Annotated in this window: 16 protein-coding genes; 12 read left to right on the forward strand and 4 right to left on the reverse strand. The window is 64.5% G+C overall.

All coding sequences use genetic code 11. The annotated features are described in order from the left end of the window. From xpsH to F7R02_RS12715, 9 genes are all read left to right on the forward strand, one after another. Positions 1-510: a type II secretion system protein XpsH gene (gene xpsH, locus F7R02_RS12675; protein WP_005920744.1), complete on the forward strand. Its 510-nt coding sequence runs from the start codon at positions 1-3 to the stop codon at positions 508-510. Beyond that, positions 507-923 (forward strand): type II secretion system protein XpsI, encoded by a 417-nt coding sequence (gene xpsI, locus F7R02_RS12680; RefSeq protein ID WP_003490498.1) that lies wholly within the window; start codon positions 507-509, stop codon positions 921-923. Before xpsH ends, xpsI begins: the two co-directional genes overlap by 4 nt. Next, the gene (locus F7R02_RS12685; protein WP_033485109.1) at positions 920-1,555 is read left to right on the forward strand and encodes a type II secretion system protein J; all 636 of its coding nucleotides are present in this window, start codon (positions 920-922) and stop codon (positions 1,553-1,555) included. Before xpsI ends, F7R02_RS12685 begins: the two co-directional genes overlap by 4 nt. Then, entirely contained in the window at positions 1,552-2,403 is an 852-nt protein-coding gene (locus tag F7R02_RS12690; RefSeq protein ID WP_078589271.1) for a type II secretion system minor pseudopilin, read from the forward strand. The genes F7R02_RS12685 and F7R02_RS12690 overlap by 4 nt, the downstream gene beginning before the upstream one ends. Next, positions 2,400-3,521, forward strand: coding sequence for a PilN domain-containing protein (locus F7R02_RS12695; protein WP_005913509.1), 1,122 nt, complete (start codon positions 2,400-2,402; stop codon positions 3,519-3,521). The genes F7R02_RS12690 and F7R02_RS12695 overlap by 4 nt, the downstream gene beginning before the upstream one ends. Then, entirely contained in the window at positions 3,505-4,158 is a 654-nt protein-coding gene (gspM, locus tag F7R02_RS12700; protein WP_078589273.1) for a type II secretion system protein GspM, read from the forward strand. Before F7R02_RS12695 ends, gspM begins: the two co-directional genes overlap by 17 nt. Continuing rightward, positions 4,148-4,945 (forward strand): type II secretion system protein XpsN, encoded by a 798-nt coding sequence (gene xpsN, locus F7R02_RS12705; protein WP_078589275.1) that lies wholly within the window; start codon positions 4,148-4,150, stop codon positions 4,943-4,945. The genes gspM and xpsN overlap by 11 nt, the downstream gene beginning before the upstream one ends. Next, a complete protein-coding gene (gene gspD, locus F7R02_RS12710; protein ID WP_065627749.1) occupies positions 4,942-7,227 on the forward strand; it encodes a type II secretion system secretin GspD in 2,286 nt (761 codons plus the stop codon). The genes xpsN and gspD overlap by 4 nt, the downstream gene beginning before the upstream one ends. Positions 7,228-7,667: 440 nt before the next feature. After that, on the forward strand, positions 7,668-8,507 hold the full coding sequence (locus F7R02_RS12715; RefSeq protein ID WP_078589310.1) for a glycosyltransferase: 840 nt from the start codon (positions 7,668-7,670) through the stop codon (positions 8,505-8,507). A 414-nt stretch (positions 8,508-8,921) separates the two neighbouring features. On the opposite strand, the gene F7R02_RS12720 is transcribed toward F7R02_RS12715, so the two are convergent. The 4 genes from F7R02_RS12720 to F7R02_RS12735 form a co-directional block, all read right to left on the reverse strand. Then, the gene (locus F7R02_RS12720; RefSeq protein ID WP_008573738.1) at positions 8,922-9,650 is read right to left on the reverse strand and encodes a UTRA domain-containing protein; all 729 of its coding nucleotides are present in this window, start codon (positions 9,648-9,650) and stop codon (positions 8,922-8,924) included. A 105-nt stretch (positions 9,651-9,755) separates the two neighbouring features. After that, positions 9,756-10,331 (reverse strand): nicotinamide riboside transporter PnuC, encoded by a 576-nt coding sequence (pnuC, locus tag F7R02_RS12725; protein ID WP_011348575.1) that lies wholly within the window; start codon positions 10,329-10,331, stop codon positions 9,756-9,758. A gap of 222 nt (positions 10,332-10,553) precedes the next feature. Beyond that, the gene (locus tag F7R02_RS12730) at positions 10,554-12,716 is read right to left on the reverse strand and encodes a TonB-dependent receptor (RefSeq protein ID WP_078589277.1); all 2,163 of its coding nucleotides are present in this window, start codon (positions 12,714-12,716) and stop codon (positions 10,554-10,556) included. Between the two features lie 31 nt (positions 12,717-12,747). Further along, a complete protein-coding gene (locus tag F7R02_RS12735; RefSeq protein WP_078589279.1) occupies positions 12,748-13,905 on the reverse strand; it encodes a phosphotransferase enzyme family protein in 1,158 nt (385 codons plus the stop codon). Positions 13,906-14,508: 603 nt separating this feature from the next. Between F7R02_RS12735 and F7R02_RS12740 the strand changes: the two genes are divergently transcribed. The 3 genes from F7R02_RS12740 (at position 14,509) to F7R02_RS12750 (ending at position 18,429) form a co-directional block, all read left to right on the forward strand. Then, entirely contained in the window at positions 14,509-15,348 is an 840-nt protein-coding gene (locus tag F7R02_RS12740; RefSeq protein ID WP_011348572.1) for a glycosyltransferase family 2 protein, read from the forward strand. Positions 15,349-15,476: 128 nt separating this feature from the next. Further along, entirely contained in the window at positions 15,477-16,511 is a 1,035-nt protein-coding gene (locus F7R02_RS12745) for a hypothetical protein (protein WP_033478778.1), read from the forward strand. Positions 16,512-16,521: 10 nt separating this feature from the next. Then, positions 16,522-18,429, forward strand: a complete 1,908-nt coding sequence (locus F7R02_RS12750; RefSeq protein WP_078589281.1) for a glycosyltransferase family 2 protein — start codon at positions 16,522-16,524, stop codon at positions 18,427-18,429. Positions 18,430-18,441 lie beyond the last annotated feature (12 nt).

Below are 18,441 nucleotides of genomic sequence, written 5' to 3' on the forward strand. Positions count from 1 at the left end.
ATGCGCGTTGCGCGTCAGCCGTTGCGTCATCGGCATGGAGTGGTCGGCCCTGGTCGGGCACGCGCGCGTGGCACCTCGTTGCTGGAGATGCTGCTGGTGATCGCGTTGATCGCACTGGCCGGCGTACTTGCCGCTGCCGCATTGAACGGCGGCATCGACGGCATGCGCCTGCGCACTGCCGGCAAGGCGATCGCCTCGCAGCTGCGCTACACGCGCACCCAGGCGATTGCCACCGGCACGCCGCAGCGGTTTCTGATCGACCCGCAGCAGCGGCGCTGGGAAGCACCCGGCGGCCATCATGGCGATCTGCCGCCGTCGCTGGAAGTGCGCTTCACCGGCGCGCGCCAGGTGCAATCGCGGCAGGATCAGGGCGCGATCCAGTTCTTTCCGGATGGCGCTTCTACCGGCGGGCGTATCGATCTGCAGGTCAAGGACGCCAGATGGCGCGTGGACGTGGGTTGGATCACCGGCGAGGTGCGTTCGGGCCCATTGCGGACGCCGGCGCCATGAAGCGTCAGCGCGGTTACACCCTGATCGAAGTGATCGTTGCCTTCGCATTGCTGGCGTTGGCGTTGAGCCTGTTGCTCGGGTCGTTGTCCGGTGCTGCACGCCAGGTGCGCGCGGCCGATGAAAGCACGCGCGCCACCTTGCACGCGCAATCGCTGCTGGCCGTGCAGGGCATCGACAAGCAGCTGGAGCCCGGGCAGCAACACGGCACGTTCGAAAACGGCCACTTTCGCTGGTCGATGGAAGTGCGCCCCTACGACGAACCGCGGCGCAACCCGCAGGCGCCGATGTCGCCCGGCGCGCACCGTCTGCTGCAATTGACCTTGGTGGTACGTTGGGGCGAGCAGCCCAATCAGATGCTGCAATGGCGCACGTTGCGGCTGGTGGCGGCCAACATGCAGGGCAGCGCGCCATGAGCCGTTCGCGCAGCGCAGGCTTCACCTTGATCGAAGTGCTGCTCGCCACGATGTTGCTGGTCGGTGGGTTGGCGTTGGCGTTTGCCACCTTGCGCTCGGCCAGTGCGGTGAGTCAGCGCGGCGAAGCGATCGCACAGCGCAGCGAGCGCGTGCGTGCGGTGGAAGAATTCCTGCGACGGCGCCTGGCCGCAGCATTGCCGATCGCCATGGGCATCGATACGCAAAGTCAGCAGCCGATCCTGTTCATCGGCGAGCCGCAACGCCTGCGCTTTGCTGCAGACGTGCCCGATTACCTGGGCCGCGGCGGGCCGTACCTGCACGACGTGTCGGTGGCCGGCGATGGCGATCGGCGCAACCTGCTGATTGCGTTGACCATGCTGCAGTCCGGCAAGCCGATCGAAGAAAGCAGCCCGCTGCCGCCGGAGACACTCGCTCAAGGCGTGCAGCAGGTGAGTTTTCGGTATCGCGGCATGGATCCGCAAAGCGGGCGCCTGAGCGCGTGGCTGCCGCAGTGGGAATGGCACGACCGTCTACCGCTGATGGTGCGCATCGACATCCGCAGTGACGGCGCCGCATGGCCGCCGATGGTGGTGGCGTTGCCGCAATCCAGCAACCCGGGGGCAGGGCAATGAGTCGCGCGCGCGGTGCCGCGCTGGTGCTGGTGTTGTGGTTGATTGCGTTGCTCACCGCGATGATCGGTGCGTTTGCGCTCACCGCACGTGTTGAAGCGCTGCAGGGCAGCATGCTGCGCAACGGTGCGCAGGCGCAGGAGTACGCGCGCTCTGGCCTGGAATACGCGTTGTTTCGCTTGCAAGATGCCGACACCCAGGCACGCTGGCGCCCGGACGGCCGGCGCTATCGCTGGCAGATGGACGATGCCAGCGTGGAGATTCGTATCACCGATGAAAGCGGCAAGGTGGATCTGAACATGGCCGAGCCCACCTTGCTGGCCGGTCTGGTGCGCGCGGTGGGCGGCGAGCAGGCCAGTGCCGGGCGCATCGCCGGTGCCATCGCCGATTGGCGCGATGGCGATTCATTGAGCCAGCCCGGCGGTGGCGCGGAAGATCGCGACTACGCCGATGCCGGGCTACCGTATGGCGCAAAAGACAGTCCATTCGAAACCCTGGGGGAACTGCGCCTGGTGCTGGGCATCGATGGCGAGCTGTATCGCAAGCTGTTGCCCAACGTCACGCTGTACAGCGGTCGTTCGCGGCCTGAAGCGCGGTTTGCGCCCGCCCCGGTGCTCACCGCGATGGGGCTGGACGCGCAGCAACTGCTGGCCCAGCGTGACGCGCCGCTGGGTTTGCCGGGCAGCGAGGCGACGGTCGGTGGCTCGGGCACTTATAGTATCGAGAGCCGGGCGCGACTGAGTCAGGGACGCGAGGTCGTGTTGCGGGCGGTGGTGTCGACCAGCGCGTCTGCATTACCAGGGTCGGCCTATACCGTGTTGCGTTGGGAAGAGGGAGCAGCAGTGCAATGACCGCATGGCGGGATACCTTGGGGCGTATCGGCGTACGCGCCATGCCGGGAGCCGGAGGCTTCTGGCGTTGGTGGCAACAATCGCTGCTGGCCTGGCTGCCGCAGCGGTGGCAATGGCAGTTGGGCCTGTCGCAGGCACGCCTGCTGTTGCAACAGGATGGCGACACGCTGCAGTTGCTGCGCCAGCGCGATCACAGCTGCGACACCGTCGCCAGCCTGCCGTGGCCGGTGCATCCGCAGGAAGTCAATGGCTTGCTGCCGACAGCGCTTGAAGGCCTGCCGCGGCATTGGCTGTTGCCGGCCGCGCACGCCTTGCGCCGGCCATTGCGCCTGCCCGCAGCGGCAGCGGCGCGCCTGCAGGACGTGGCGCGTTTCGAGATCGATCGACAAACCCCGTTCACTGCCGACCAGGTGTATTTCGATGCGCGCGTGCTCGATGTGCGCGAAGACGGCCAGCTCGATGCCGAACTGGTGGTGGTGCCGCGACGCATGATCGATGGCCCGGCCGGTGTGCCGGACGCATGGAACAGCGCGCTGTCGGGCATCGATGTGACCGACGCCAATGGCCTGCCGTTGGGCGTGAACCTGCTGCCGCCGACGCGACGCCTGCGCCGCAGCGACCCGATGCAGCGCTGGAACCTGTTGCTGGCCGCCTCTGCGCTGGTGCTGCTGGCCGTTGCCGGCTGGCTGCTGCTCGACAACCGCCGTCAGGCCGCCGACGATCTGCGCGCCAAGGTGCAGGCCAACGCCGCGCGCGCGCGCAAGGTCGCTGCCGAACGGCAGCAATTGATGGACCTGGTCGAAGGCGCGCGGTTCTTCCAGCAGCAACGCGCCACCCGCCCGACCTCGGTCGAAATCTGGGACGAACTGAGCCGGCGCCTGCCCGGTGGCACGTATCTAGAAAAATTTTCGGTCGAAGGCGGGCAACTGCAGTTGATCGGATTGAGCAACGAAGCCTCTTCGCTGGTGCGTCGTCTGGAAGGCTCGCCGTTGTGGCGTACGCCGTCGTTGACCGGCGTGCTGCAGAGCGATGCCGGCCGGAATGTCGACCGTTTCACCATCACCGCCGAGCTTGCCGGCCCCGATGCGAAGGAGGCGGCCGATGCCACGCAGCGTTAAGCGCGATCGCTGGATCGCTTTGGGCCTGCTGTTGCTGGTGATCGGCGTGGCCTACCTGGTGCTGGTGCACCCATGGTTCACCCAACCGATGATCGCGGTGCAGGACGACCTGCAGGCGCTGCGCGAACGCGAGCTGCGCGTGCGCGTGCAATTGCAGCAGGCGCCGGAAGTCAGCAAGCGGCTGCAGCAGGCGCGGCAGACGCTGGAAAGCCGCCCGGCCTTCCTGCCGGAAACCTCGGCCGAACTCGCCTCCGCCGGGCTGGTGCAGCGGCTGGAACGCGCGGTGGTGGAGGCCAGTCCTGGCAACCGCAGCTGCGCCATCAGCAATCGCTCGCCGTTGCAGCCGGAGAGCAAGAACCGCTTCACCCGCGTGGCGGTGCAGGTGCGTCTGCGCTGCGGCACGCCGGAACTGGCCTCGGTGCTGTACAGCCTGGAAAACGGCACGCCGCGCTTGTTCGTGGACAACCTCAACGTGATGGCGCAGCGCTACCAGCTCTCGCCCAACGAAAGCGGCAACGGCCTGGATATCGCCTTCGAGCTGGCCGGCTATCTGCGCCCGGGCGCCAGCGCCGCACCGCTGAACAACGAGGCCGCACCTGCTGCCCCCAACGCGGCGGAGGCCAGCAATGCGCCTTGACATGATCGGCCTGCGCACCTGGCTGCTGGCCACCGTGGTCGGTTGGGCGCTGTTGGTGTGCGTGCTGGCCGTCGCCGGCCTGGGCAAGCGCGTCGAGCTGCTGCCCGACGACCCGGCGCTGGTGCAGCGTCTGCCCACGTTGCCGGCACCGGCGCCGGAGCGCCTGGGCCCATTCGAGAAATATTCGGAAATCGCCGCGCACCCGGCGTTTGCCGAAGACCGCCTGCCGCATCCGTTCTTCCTGTCCGGCAACGATGGCAGCAGCGCCGCTTCGACAGTACGCCTGACCGGCGTGCTGCTGACGGACAACTTCAAGATGGCGACGTTGACCCTGGACCCGCAGGATTCGGTGCGCGTGCAGCTGGGCGGCGAAGCGGTGAAAGGCTGGCGCCTGCTCGCCCTGCAGCCGCGTAGCGCAACCATCGAAGGCCCCAGCGGCACGCAAACCCTGGAATTGCATGTGTTCAACGGCCAGGGCGGGCAGCCGCCCTCCGCCAATGCCGCCGCACGGGGTGCCGCCACTGCCACCCCGCCGGTACCGTCCCCCGACGCTGCCGCACTTGCCCCGCCGCAGCCGCCGCAACCGCAACCGGTCGCGCCGGTGCAACAGCAGCAGCCAGGCGGGCAGACACCGCCAACCGTGCCGCCGCAGCGCAGCGATGGCGCGCAGGAAGCCCCACGCCCCTCCGACGATCAGATGCGTGCCATCCGCGAACGCATCGAAGCCCGACGCCGCCAGCTGCAACAGCAGCGCCAGAGCGGCTCTACCCCCGGTCAGACCCAATGAGTGAACGCATGACGCCGCGCCTGTTTCCCGTGTCCCTGCTGATTGGCCTGCTGGCCGGTTGCGCCACCACTCCGCCGCCGGACGTGCGCCGCAACGCGCGCCTGGATCCGCAAGTCGGTGCTGCCGGCGCCACCCAGACCGCCGCCGAGCAGGCTGCCGATGGCAACGCCAACGCCAGTGCCAAGCCCAGTCCGGTGATCCGGCGCGGCAGCGGCACCATGATCAACCAGGGCGCCGCGTCCGCGCCGGCGCCCACGCTGGGCATGGCCAGCAGCGGCAGTGCCACCTTCAATTTCGAAGGCGAATCGGTGCAGGCGGTGGTCAAGGCGATCCTGGGCGACATGCTCGGCCAGAACTACGTCATCGCGCCCGGCGTGCAGGGCACCGTGACCTTGGCCACGCCCAATCCGGTGTCGCCCGCGCAGGCGCTGAACCTGCTGGAGATGGTGCTGGGCTGGAACAACGCCCGCATGGTATTCAGCGGTGGCCGCTACAACATCGTGCCGGCCGACCAGGCGTTGGCCGGCACCGTGGCGCCCAGCACCGCATCGCCCTCTGCCGCACGCGGTTTCGAGGTGCGCGTGGTGCCGCTGAAGTTCATTTCCGCCAGCGAAATGAAAAAGGTGCTGGAGCCGTACGCGCGCCCGAACGCCATCGTCGGCACCGACCCGGCGCGCAATGTGATCACCCTGGGCGGCACTCGCGCGGAGCTGGAAAACTACCTGCGCACCGTGCAGATCTTCGACGTGGACTGGTTGTCGGGCATGTCGGTGGGCGTGTTTCCGATCCAGTCCGGCAAGGCCGAAAAGGTCAGCGCGGATCTGGAAAAGGTGTTCGGCGAGCAGAGCAAGACCCCCAGCGCCGGCATGTTCCGTTTCATGCCGCTGGAAAACGCCAACGCGGTGCTGGTGATCACCCCGCAGCCGCGTTATCTGGATCAGATCCAGCAATGGCTGGACCGTATCGACAGTGCCGGTGGCGGCGTGCGGCTGTTCTCCTACGAGCTGAAGTACATCAAGGCCAAGGACCTGGCCGATCGGCTTTCGGAAGTGTTCGGTGGCCGTGGCAATGGCGGTAGTAGCGGTCCTTCTTTGGTGCCGGGTGGTGTTGTGAGTATGTTGGGAAATAACAGTGGCGCGACCAATCGGGATGAAAGTCTTGGAAGTAGCAGTGGCACCACTGGTGGAGAGATCGGTGGCACGAGTAATGGTTCGAGTCAGTCGGATACGGTTGGGAGCTTCGGCGGAAGCAGTGGAAATGGCAGTGGCATGCTCCAGCTACAGCCCAGCACTAACCAAAACGGTAGCGTAACTCTTGAAGTTGAAGGCGGCAAAGTCGGCGTTTCGGCAGTTGCTGAAACTAATACGCTGCTGGTACGTGCAAGTGCTCAAGCATGGGGCTCTATTCGTGATGTGATTGAAAGGCTCGATGTGATGCCTATGCAGGTGCACATCGAGGCACAGATCGCTGAAGTGACTTTGACTGGCCAGCTGGAATACGGTGTTAACTGGTATTTCGAGAATGCAGTGAACGCACCAGTAAACGCAGATGGTACGGGTGGTGCTGGTCTGCCATCAGCTGCGGGCAGAAGTATATGGGGGGACATATCCGGTAGTGTTACAAATAATGGTGTTGCCTGGACTTTTCTGGGGAAAAACGCTGCCGCAATAATTAGTGCATTAGACCGTGTCACAAATTTACGTCTCCTCCAGACTCCTTCAGTTTTTGTGCGGAATAATGCAGAGGCTACACTCAATGTAGGTTCTCGAATTCCTATTAATTCGACGTCGATAAATACGGGGCTAGGTAGCGATAGTAGTTTTTCTTCAGTTCAATACATCGATACCGGCGTTATTTTGAAGGTTCGCCCGCGCGTTACTAAAGATGGGATGGTTTTTCTTGATATTGTCCAAGAGGTTAGTACGCCTGGTGCTCGCCCCGCAGCTTGCACGTCAGCTTCAACGACTACTGTCAATAGCGCTGCATGTAATGTTGATATCAATACTCGTAGGGTAAAAACCGAAGCTGCTGTCCAGAATGGAGACACGATAATGCTGGCCGGTTTGATCGATGACTCGACCTCCGATGGTAGCGATGGGCTTCCAATCTTGAGCAAATTGCCGGTTGTTGGTGCGCTTTTTGGACGTAAGACACAAAATAAGAATCGCAGGGAAGTTATTGTGCTGATTACTCCATCTATTGTGAGAAATCCTCAGGAGGCGAGAAAATTGACGGATGAATATGGTCAGAAGTTCAATGCAATGAAGCCAATAAAAAAATGACAATTTTCGTTTTTATATTTTTCACTTAGCTAAAACAGTAGGAGCTGACCAGTATGGAAATTCTTAAGAGAAATCGGATTATCTGTTATCCGCTTACGATTTTTTTCTCGCTCTTATTTTTCTCGGCAAATGTGCAAGCTGTGCCATTCAGCCTACTTTATAGTGCACAAGCTAGCCATCCGGTCTATGAAACTGCTCGGGTTAATGCGCTCAATACCGCGCGTACATATGCGTACTTTGACGGGTGGCTTGGTGCTACTAATCCTGCAGTTTCAGATAAGGTTTGTCCTATGACAAACATCACGTGGTATCAGCCTAACGGTGCCGCAGGAGGCTATGTTGTAATAGTAACTATTACATGCACTAAGCAGATACCTGGGTAGTTAGAGAATTTATTTAAAAAAACCGGAAATGGTGCGCGCCTTTGTTTGGAGCTGTTGATGGTTCAGGATCTACCCATCATTTTGGTTGAGGTTGGATTCGATGAGTTCCGGTTGGACGCTGGCCTAGGAGCGTTGGAATCGGCCACGCCCGCCGGCACGCGGGTGTGGCTGGCCGATGATGCGCCGGCCGGCCCGCGTGGGCGCGCAGTGATCGACCATTGGCTGGCACGCACGCCATTGCAGGCGCATTACACCCGCCGCCAGCGCATGCTGGGCGAGGTGGCGCATCTGGACGAAATGCTCAGCGCCTGCGGCGATGCCGACGTGGTGGTGCTGGGGTTGGATGCTTGCCCGTTGCCGGGGTGGTTGCGGCAGCTGACCGCGTGTTTTGCACGCGACGCCGCGATCGCCACCGCCACGCCATGGAGCAATGTGGGCGAGGCCTGCAGCTGGCCGCGGCTGGGCGAACTCAACCCGATGCCGGATTCATCCGAGCGGCTTGCGGCTGCCTGTGCCGCGATGCCGCCGCTGCACCCGGAACTGCCGTCGGCGATCGGGCATGCGGTGCTGTTGCGCGGAACGGCGCGGCGCAAGGCCGGTGGCCTGGACGCCAGCAGTTACGGCTCCTGGTACGCGGCGCTGGTGGATCTGAGCCTGCGCATGGGTGGGCTGGGCTGGCGTAACGTGCTGTGCGACACCGCCTTCGTTGCCTCCCCGCACGAGGGCCGCCCGGCCGAAGGCGACATGGACGCGCTGGCTACCCGCTGGCCGGCCTGGCATGCGCGCCTGGCCAATTTCCTCATGCACGACCCGTTGCGCGCGCAGCGCGACCAGCTGACGCAACTCCTGGCCCACCTCCCGCCACCGGACCTGCAACGCGCGTTGTTCGACGCCTAGCGTCGCCGCCGGAACGACCTGCCCACCGCCAGGCACGGTGATCGTCCGCAATCTACATGGATCACGCAGGCACGACGACGTTCGTCATCCGATCATGCGCACATGGCAACTGCAGGTTCCACTCCGCTGCCGCACTCGCTGCTCTCGCGATCGCAGGTGTCGCGTGACCGGATCGATGTCGTGACACCTGCATCAAGCGAAAGGCGGAACCACCGCTCAATCAGCAGCCGTGCCCCGTCGATGCCGCCGGCACGTCACCGATGCGTTCTGGCCGAAAACGTCATCCGGCCCATCAAGCAGTTTCGAATCCGCTGTTGATGATGCCGGGGCGGCAGCAAAGCCGCGCCCACCACCAACGCAGCAATGCGGCACGCTCCTCAACGATTCCCGATTCCCGATTCCCGATTCCCAGCCCTAAAAAGCAGACCGCGTCGGCGCCTCGGTCCGCACCACCACATCCAATGCGTCGTGGCGCCAGGATTCGATATCCAGTTCCACCGCGCGTCCGTCTTCGGCAAAGCTGATCCGCTGCAGCCGAAAACACGGCGTGCCGGGCGTGGACTGCAGCAGCATCGCTTGTGTCGCGTCCAATCCGGCCGGATGCATCGACAGCTGCGCGCGGCTCAGGAACAGTCCCAGCCGCTGGTTGAACACGCTGGACAGCGACCCTGCCAGATCGTGTTCGAGCAGGCCCGGCGCCCAGTCCGCAAGCACCACATTGGTTTCCAGCAGCACTGCGCGGCGGTCGATCCAGCGCCGACGTTGCAGGACGAACACCTCGTCGTACGGGCTGTCCAGTCGCAACGCCGCGGCGTAAGCCGCGCCCGCGACCTGCCGGGTGGCGCTCAATAATTCAGTGCGCGGCTTGCGTCCTTGCGCCGCCACGTACTGCATGAAGCCGGCGATGCTGGTGGGGTCGTAGCGCACGCGCGGCGCGCTGACGAACCAGCCGCGGCGGTTTTCGCGATAGATGCGGCCTTCGGCTTCAAGCTGCTGCAGCGCTTCGCGCAGCGTGATGCGGGTGCAGGAAAATCGCTCGGCCAACGCGCGTTCCACCGGCAGGCGCTGATCCGGTCCCCATTCGCCGGCTGAGATTTGTGCGGAGATCGCTTCGGTGATGGTGTGTTGGCGCGACACGCTCATGCGGCGAACCGCAGGCGGAAGACGCAGGGCGTGAGCAAGGCAATGAGGTGGCAGACGTGCATGTTGCGATGGTAAAGAAGAACGCGCGCGCAAACCGCGACCGGCTTAGCGTGCGACAGCCAGGTTCTGGTTCTGTTGGGTTTTCCAGCTATGCCAGCCGTACACCGCAAGCGCCACGAAGCCTGCGTAGAGCATGGCAGTAGGGTACAGCCCCTTGCTGATGAAGACGCCGACGTAGACGCAGTCGAGCACGATCCACAATACCCAGTTGGCGATGCGCTTGCGTGCTGCCCACACGCTGGCCACCAGGCTGAAACTGGCCAGCGCCGCGTCCAGCCACGGCAGCACCGCATCGGTGCGGTAATGCATATAGGCGCCGAGCGCCGCAGCGAACGCCGCGCCGATGCCCAGCGAAAGCCAGCGTTCGGCGGACGGCATCGGCAGCGGGCGTATCCGCGTGTCTGCGGCGTTGCCGGGTTGCCAGTGCCACCATCCGTAGAGCTGGGTCAGCACGTAGACCCCTTGCAGCAGCATGTCCGAGTACAGCTTCCACTGGTAGAACAGCCACGCATACAACGCCACCGCCACGATGCCCACCGGCCAGCACCAGCGAATGCGCCGCGCGGTGAGCCACACGCCCAGCAGGTTGATCACGACAGCGATGGATTCGAGCAGCGACATGCGGTACCTGGTGCGTGATAGTCAACGTGTTGCGGCGTAGGAGGCGTTGGGACGACGGTGCATACAGTTCAGCCCTGGAACACGGCACCTCGTCGTCCACGAGCACAATCCGCAGGCGAGCTGGCAGCGCTGGTGACCGGCTTTCGACGCTGCCCGACAGCGCATTCCCCCTCATTCCTGTGCATGCACGGCAGGGCGCGCAATGTGTGCCTACAGTGCAGGTTAGAAATCCACTTGCACCGTCAGCCGTGCGGTGCGCGGCGCACCGGGGAACAGATACGCATCGCCCTGATATTCGCCGGAATCGCGCCAATAGCGCTTGTCGAACACGTTGTCCACGTTCACGCGCCAGGTGGTCGCCAGCCCGCCCAGCGCCGTGGCGTAGCGGGCACCCAGGTTGGCCAGGGTGTAGGCCGGCACGCTGGCGTTGCCGAGGCGGTCGGCAAACTTGCGCCCGCTGTATTGCACACCGCCCAGCAGGGCCAGACCATCGATACCGGGCACGCTGTAATCGGCCTGCACGCTGGCGCGCAGCTTGGGCACGTTGATCGCCTGATGGCCTTCGTACTCGGCAATGTGGGTGTCCTCTGCACGCGCGCGGATTGCCGCGACGCTGGCGAACAGACGCAGCTGCCGGGTCGCTGCACCGTCGGCAGATAGCTCCAGGCCGCGGTTGTGCAGGCGGCCCTGCTGCACATAGAGCAGACCGCCATCGGCCTGCGGTTGGGTGAACTGATAGGCCTGGCGGATGTCGAACAGTGCCGCGCCCAGACGCAGGCCCTGCAGGTCGATCTTTGCGCCGGTTTCCAGTTGGTACGCATTGGTGGGCGGCAGGATCTGGTCGGCGTTGTCGGCAAACCACGGCGCCGTGCCGCCGGCCGCCAGGCTCTTGGCGTAGCTGGCATACAGCGACATGTTCTGCTGCGGTTTGAACAGCAGGGCCGCCTGCGGCAGTACCGTGTCTTTGCGCGTGCGTCGCTCCAGCAGGCCGTCGCGATCGAAGCTGCGTTCGTCCAGCTGCACGTAGCGCGCGCCAAGCGACAGTTCCCACTGCGCGCCCAGGCCGATCCGGTCGGCCATGACCAGCGCGCGTTGGCGGCTGTCCAGACGGCGCTGCTTGGGGTCCAGCGCAACATCCGTCTGCGCAAAGACCTCCGGGTCGCGATCGATGCTGCTGCTGCCGACGAATTCGTTGACCGAACCAAAACGGTCGATGGTGCGGCGCAGCCACTCGCCGCCGATGCTCAGGTGTTGCTCCAGCGCGCCGGTCGCGACATGGCCTTCGAGCGTGGCACGCAGCTGATCGTGCATGCGGGTGTCGTCGGGGCTGCGGTAATCGTAGATGTCGTATTCGCCCTGCGCGCTGAAGAAGTTCGGCGTGGCGATGTCGGCGCAACTTGCCGCGCCATAACAGCCCCAGGCGAATGCAGAGAAATCGTTGATCTTCGAGCGACTGCGCGATGCTTCGGCGGTGGCGCGCCAGTCGTCGTTGAACTGGTAGGCGTAACGCAGCTGCGCGTTGAGCGCATCCATTTCTACCGGCTGCGCCCACGGCTGGTAGCCGAGCAGGCGGTGCACATCGATATCGCGCGGTACCTGCGTGCCGCCCAGCAGTTGATAGCCGGGCACCGAGCGCTGTTGCCGGTGCTGATACTCCACGTCCAGCTGCAGCAGCGCCTGCGGGGTGATCTTCCAGTCGCCGGCCAGCGACAGGAAATTGCGGTAGCCGTCGGCATGATCGACATAGCTGTCGATGTCTTCGCGTGCGGCGTTGACGCGTAAGCCCAGCGTGCGTTCGGCACCGAACCAGTCGCCCAGATCGGCGGCGACATAGCGCGAGCCCTGTTCGTCGGTGCCCAGGGTGACGCTGCGCACGTGCTCGGGTCGCTTGGTGCGGTAGTCGATCAGTCCGGCCGGTTCGTTGACGCCCGATTGCAGCCCGGCCAGGCCCTTGAGCAGTTGCACCTGCTGTTTGTTTTCCAGTGCGATCGATTGTTCGCCCACCGCGCTCATGCCGTTGATGCGGTAACTGTTGGCGGCATTGAGCGAATAGCCGCGCACCACGAAGTTTTCGTAATAGCCGATCGGCGCATACGCATCGCCGGCAGAGGCATCGGCGCGCAAGACCTCGCTGAGTACGCGTGCCTGGCGATCGAGCAATTGCGCACGATCGATGACCGCGATCGAGGCGGGGGCGTCCAGCAGCCGGGTGGCGCCAAATCCGCTCAATGCCGTGCTGGTCTGCGCGCGCTCGCCACGCACGTTGACCGTGTCCAGTTCGACCGCATCGGCGCCGGGTTGTTGCTGCGCCAGTGCGGGGGCGCAGCACAATGCCAGTGCAAGCGCGAGCGGGCAGCGGGACAGCAGGGGGAAGGCAACGGACATTGGGCAGGACTCGACAGAGAAAGGAAGGTGCTCACGGCAGCCGGCGCGCACGTGCGTGCAGATGCGCGAGCAGGTGCTGGCCATCGGCGCTGGCGAACCAGTCCGCGTGGCCGAGCAGATAGCGGTGATAGGCGATATCGACATTGGCGGGCGAACGCGTGATGCCGGCGAAATATTCCATTTCGCTCAAGGCGAAGTCGGCATGCACGATCGGCAGCAGCGCAGCCAGGCGGTGCAAGTGGTTTGCGTCCAGTGGGCGATGCTGCGCGTAGCCCTCCAGCAGCGCGTCGAGCTGGTCGAGCTCGGCCTGCGCGCGTGCGCCGGTGTCCAGCCGCAACCAGGGGATGAGGTTGCGTTCGATCGCGGTGGCCAGATCGAATAGCGCGCTGCTGCAATCGCTCAATCCGAAATCGAAGATGGCGCTGACGCGGGTGGGTCCGTCGGTGGTGTCCCACAGCAGGTTGGACGCATGCCAATCGCCGTGGGTCCACAGCGGCGGTAGCGCGCCTGGCGCAGACAGCAGCGGCCACGCCTGCGCATGCCAGGACAGCAGGTGGGTGGCCAGATCGTCTGGCCAGGGGCGGTCCTGCAGGGCTGCTGCAAGGTGCGGCCGCGTTGGCAAGGCATCGTGCAACGCCTGCAGGGGGTCTGCCTGGGCAAACAATCGCAGATTGGCGACCAGCACGCTGGTGGAGCGTGCCGGCGCATCGAAGCCCTGGGCCGCGCAATGCAGTTGCGCCAACGCAGCGCCGGCCGCCCGCGCATGCGCAACATCGGAGAACGGCGTCCATGACAATGCATCGCGGTAGAGGTCGTGCCCCGCACCCACCCGCTGCACTTCGTACACCCAATCGGCGTGCGCCAGCGCAGTGCGGCCCCGGGCGTCGTGCAGCACCTCCACCACCGGCGCACCGGCCCAGCGCAGATGGGCCATGAAGCTGTGTTCCTCGCGCAGCGCGGCTACGCTGCGCACACTGCAGTGGTGGCGTTTGACGATGACCGGGCCGCTTGCAGTGTCCACGCAGGCCGCTGCCGAGAACGGGCGCGCGCTATGCCAGCGCACCGCAGTGAGGCGGCCCACCGCCGCAAACCGCTGCAGCACGCGATGGATTTCATCGGTGGTCAGTACTGGCCAGTCCGGCAATGCCAGTTCCAGGCTCATGCCATGCACCTGATGCGGCACGTTCATGGCCTGACTCCCGACGGGCGCGGCAACCGTACTGCGCCGGTGAGTGGTATAGGCCAGGTTATCGGGAATAAGGCGGCGGACGCGGCGCGCGCGCCGGCAAGAACAAGAACGGCGCTGCCGGGCCGTTGTCGCATCGCATCCGCCATCAGGTCGCGGCGATGCAAGCAATGAAAAGGCAGCGCGAAACCGCAAGGTCGCTAACCGTCATCTCAACAATCAGGTGTGGGAGTGCACCAAAAGCAACCTGCAACCCGGCTGGCGATCAGGTGCAGCGGGCGACGCGCTCTGACGCAGATGTACCCCTGGTACATGCATCGCGTGCTGCCCGCGCTTGCCTGGCTGCGCAGTCGGTTTGCCGGTTGCACAAAAGTGTGGCAACGGAAACCGCGTGCGGCTCCGGGCGCGCAGTATGCGCCTTGCGGCGGTGGGTCGCCATGCTGCAAGGCGCGTTCGCGCCCGGTCACTGCGTGCAAGCGGAAGCGTGGCGCCGTTCCAATCGCGTCCGGACGTCGGCGCGATGCGGCCGCGGCAGCGCCTGTCGCGCAGCGAGCATCGGCCAACCCAAGATGGCGCTGCGCCGCTCCGGCACCGGATAATGGCCGGATGACTCCCGTCCAGATCGCCGCCGTCGTCGTCACTTATGAAAGCAGCAGCACCATCGATGCGTGCCTGTCGCGATTGCGCGCGGCCGAGGGCATCAGCGAGATCCGCGTGGTCGACAACGCTTCCAGCGACGACACCCTGGAAGTGGTGCAGCGTCATGCCCTGGCCGATGCGCGGCTGCATTTCATCGCCAATCCCGACAACCCTGGTTTTGCGACTGCCTGCAACCAGGGCGCGCGCGATTCGCAAGCACCCTGGCTGGTCTTCATCAACCCGGACCTGATGGTCGCGCGCGATACCTTGCTACAGCTGTACGACCGGGCAGCGGGACATCCGGCGGTGTTGCTGGGGGTGGAGCAGGTGGATGAGCAGGGGCGCCCGGATGCGGCCGTGCGCCGCCGCGACCCTGACTTCGCCGCGATGCTGCGCGCGCCGCGCGCCGCCGCCAATCTGGCGGTGCCGGCCGATCCGTCGCGCGCCTTGCAGCCGGTGGATGCCATTTCCGGGGCGTTGATGCTGATGCAGCGCAGCCTGTTCGACCGGCTGGGCGGCTGGGACGGCAATTACCGGCTGCATGCTGAAGACCTGGATCTGTGCCGGCGCGCCCGCCAGGCAGGTGCTCTGGTGGCGGTGGCCAACGATCTGCAGGTGCTCCACGTACGCGGGGTCTCCAGCCGCGCGCGGCCGTTCTTTGTGGAGTGGCACAAACATCGTGGATTGTGGCGCTATTTTCGTAAATTCGAGGCCGATCGACGCGGGCTGCCGACGCGACTTGGCGTGTGGCTTGCGATCTGGATCCACGCAGTGGCCCAGGTGCCGCGTTTGTTGCAAAACAAATGAGTTGGATTGCGTTAAATTTGTGATAAGTCGGTGATGGGGCGCCGGCCGCAACTGTGATACGTTTCGCCCCGAAGTGTGATCAACCCTAGCTTCCTGTCCCTTCCGGGTCCCCCACCAGGAATCGTGCAATGTCTTTACAGAACGACCCGCAAAGGCGGGTACGTCGGTCGTGCGCTACCCCGCTGCAGTCCAGTTCGATTGCCTCGCCGTGTCATCCCAATCCAACCCAACCGCGTGCGCTGTCGGTCCTGGCATCGGCGCTTGCACTGAGCTGTGTGCTGGCCGCATTGCCGGGCACCGCATTGGCCGGTGCGTGGACCCAGCCGCAGGGCGATACCCTGGTGATCGTCAAGGCGCTGCATAGCGATGGCCGCGGGTGGTTCGACGACAGCCACCACCGCACGACCTTCGGCGACGGCCAGCAGTTCGATGGCAATGGCCGCAGCCGTCAGGACCAGCTCAACGTCTACGTCGAGCATGGTCTGACCGAAAAGCTCAGCTTCATCGGCAACTTCTATTTCAACGACGTGGGTTTCAGCAACCACGATGCCGTCAACGGCCGTCAGCAAACCACGACGACCGGTTTTGCCGATCAGGAAATCGGCTTGCGCTATGCGTTGCCGAGCGCGCAGAACGATGTCTGGCGCAGTGCCGTGCAGGCCCTGGTGAGCATCCCCGCGTATGGGCGCAGCAAGACCTACCACCCGAACAATCCTTCTGCCAATTCCGACCCTGCGCTTGGCCTGGGCGACTATGGCCTTGAGCTGCGCTACAGCCGCGGCCGTGGCTACACGCTGGGCGGCCGCAACGGCTATGTCGATCTGGGGGGTGCGGTCCGCCTGCGCGGAAGCGCGGCGTCCGACGAACTGCGGGTAGACGCGTCCACAGGTCTGAGTCTGACCCCGAGTTGGCTGCTGTTGGGCGAACTCAATGTGATCCAGGGGTTGGGCAACGGGCGTGGCAACTTCGATGTTGCCGGTAGCGGTGGCGGCGTGGGCTTCGTCGCCACCGGCACCAACTACGATCTCACCAAGTTGCAGTTGTCCACGCTGTACACGGCGCCGGGTGGCAGCCAATGGCAGGTGGGGTATCAGCAGCCGGTGATGGGGCGCAACACCGGTGCCGCGGGCGGGCCATTCGTGGCCGCCTGGTGGCGTTTCTGAGGGGCCGCACATGACGGTCACCTGCGAAACGGACGCGCTGGGACGAGCACCGGACATCGGCCGCGAACGCGGTCTGCTGGGTCGTGCGCTGGTGTCTGCAGGCGTCATCACCGATGAACAGCTGCGCTCGGCGCTGGCCTTGCAGCAACGCTGGAATTCGCGCCTTGGCGATGTGATCCTGGCCCAGCGCGGCGTGCCGGCGCAGCGGTTCTACGCCATCGTTGCCGCGCACTTCGGGCTGCAATTCATCGATCTGGTGCAGCAGCCGCCGGATCCTGCGCTGCTCACCCCCGGCGATCTGGATAGCTACGCGCAGCGCCTGGTGTTGCCGTGGCGGCGCGAGGACGGTGTGCTGGTGCTGGCGGTAGCCGATCCGGATCCGGCCTTGTTCGCCTGGGCACGTGCCCATTACGGCGAAGACGTGCGCTTTGTCGGTACCGCCAAGTTCGACATCATCTGGAGCCTGCAGCGCTATGCCGACGAGCAGCTCACCGACAACGCGCTGAACCTGCTTGCGGCGCATGCGCCGACGTATTCGGCACGCCAGGTCATCACGCGCGGGCAGAAGTTCGCGTTGTGGGCGTTGGCGGCGGTGATGCTGGCGACGTTGGTGCTGTTCCCGGTGCCGGCCCTGATTGCCGTCAACGTGCTGGTGGCGCTGGGCTTTCTGGCCACCTTCGGGTTGAAGTTGCTGCTGGTGTGGTTCGGCTCGCGCCATCGCATCGACATCAAGGTCACCGAAGACGAGGTGGCCGCGCTGCGCGACGACGACCTGCCGGTCTATACCGTGCTGGTGCCGATGTACAAGGAGCCGGAAGTCCTGCCGATCCTGGCCAACGCGCTGCGCAAGCTGGATTACCCGATCAGCAAGCTGGACGTCAAGCTGGTGCTGGAAGCGGACGACCTGGACACCATCGAAGCGGCCAAGAAACTCGGCCTGGAAGCGTTCTTCGAAATCATCCGGGTGCCGCCGTCGCAGCCCAAGACCAAGCCCAAGGCCTGCAACTACGCACTGCATTTTGCGCGTGGGCAGCTGCTTACCATCTACGACGCCGAAGACAAGCCCGAGCCGGACCAGCTCAAGCGCGTGGTGGCGGCATTCCGCAAGGCCGAAAAGGATGTGGTGTGCATCCAGGCGCGGCTGAACTACTACAACGCCGACGAAAACTGGCTGACGCGGATGTTCACGCTGGAGTACACGCTCTGGTTCGACTTCTACCTGCCGGCGCTGGAATACCTGCGCATTCCGATTCCGTTGGGTGGCACCTCCAATCACTTCCGTCTGGACGTATTGCGCCAGGTGCGCGCGTGGGATCCGTACAACGTCACCGAAGACGCCGATCTGGGCGTGCGGCTGATCCAGAACGGATACCGCGTCAACGTGGTCAATTCCACCACCTTCGAAGAAGCCAACGTCAGCATTCCCAACTGGATCCGGCAGCGGTCGCGCTGGCTCAAGGGCTATATGCAGACCTGGCTGGTGCACATGCGCGACCCGGTGCATCTGTATCGCAGCACCGGCTTCAAGGGATTTTGGGGGTTCCAGTTCTTCATCGGCGGCGGTTTTTTCACCGCATTGGGCGTGCCGGTGCTGTGGGCGTTGTACGCGGCGTGGGCGCTGACCGGCACCTCGATGTTCGAGCGCTTCTTCCCGCCGTGGCTGGCGGCGGTCTCGCTGGTCAATCTGCTGCTGGCCAATGCGTTCTTCATCTACATCACGCTGGTTGCAGCGTTCAAACGCGACTACTTCAAGCTGGCGCCGTACGCACTGACGGTGCCGTTCTACTGGGCGTTGCAGTCGATCGCCGCCTACAAGGGTCTCTGGCAGCTGATCCACAATCCGTTCTATTGGGAGAAGACCACGCATGGCATCAGCAAGCATTCGGAAAACGAGCGCCGCGCCGCACTCGAAGAGTGAGTCGGTTGCGCA

Origin of the sequence: Xanthomonas cissicola, assembly GCF_008801575.1 — a bacterium.
Classification (GTDB): Bacteria; Pseudomonadota; Gammaproteobacteria; order Xanthomonadales; family Xanthomonadaceae; genus Xanthomonas; species Xanthomonas cissicola.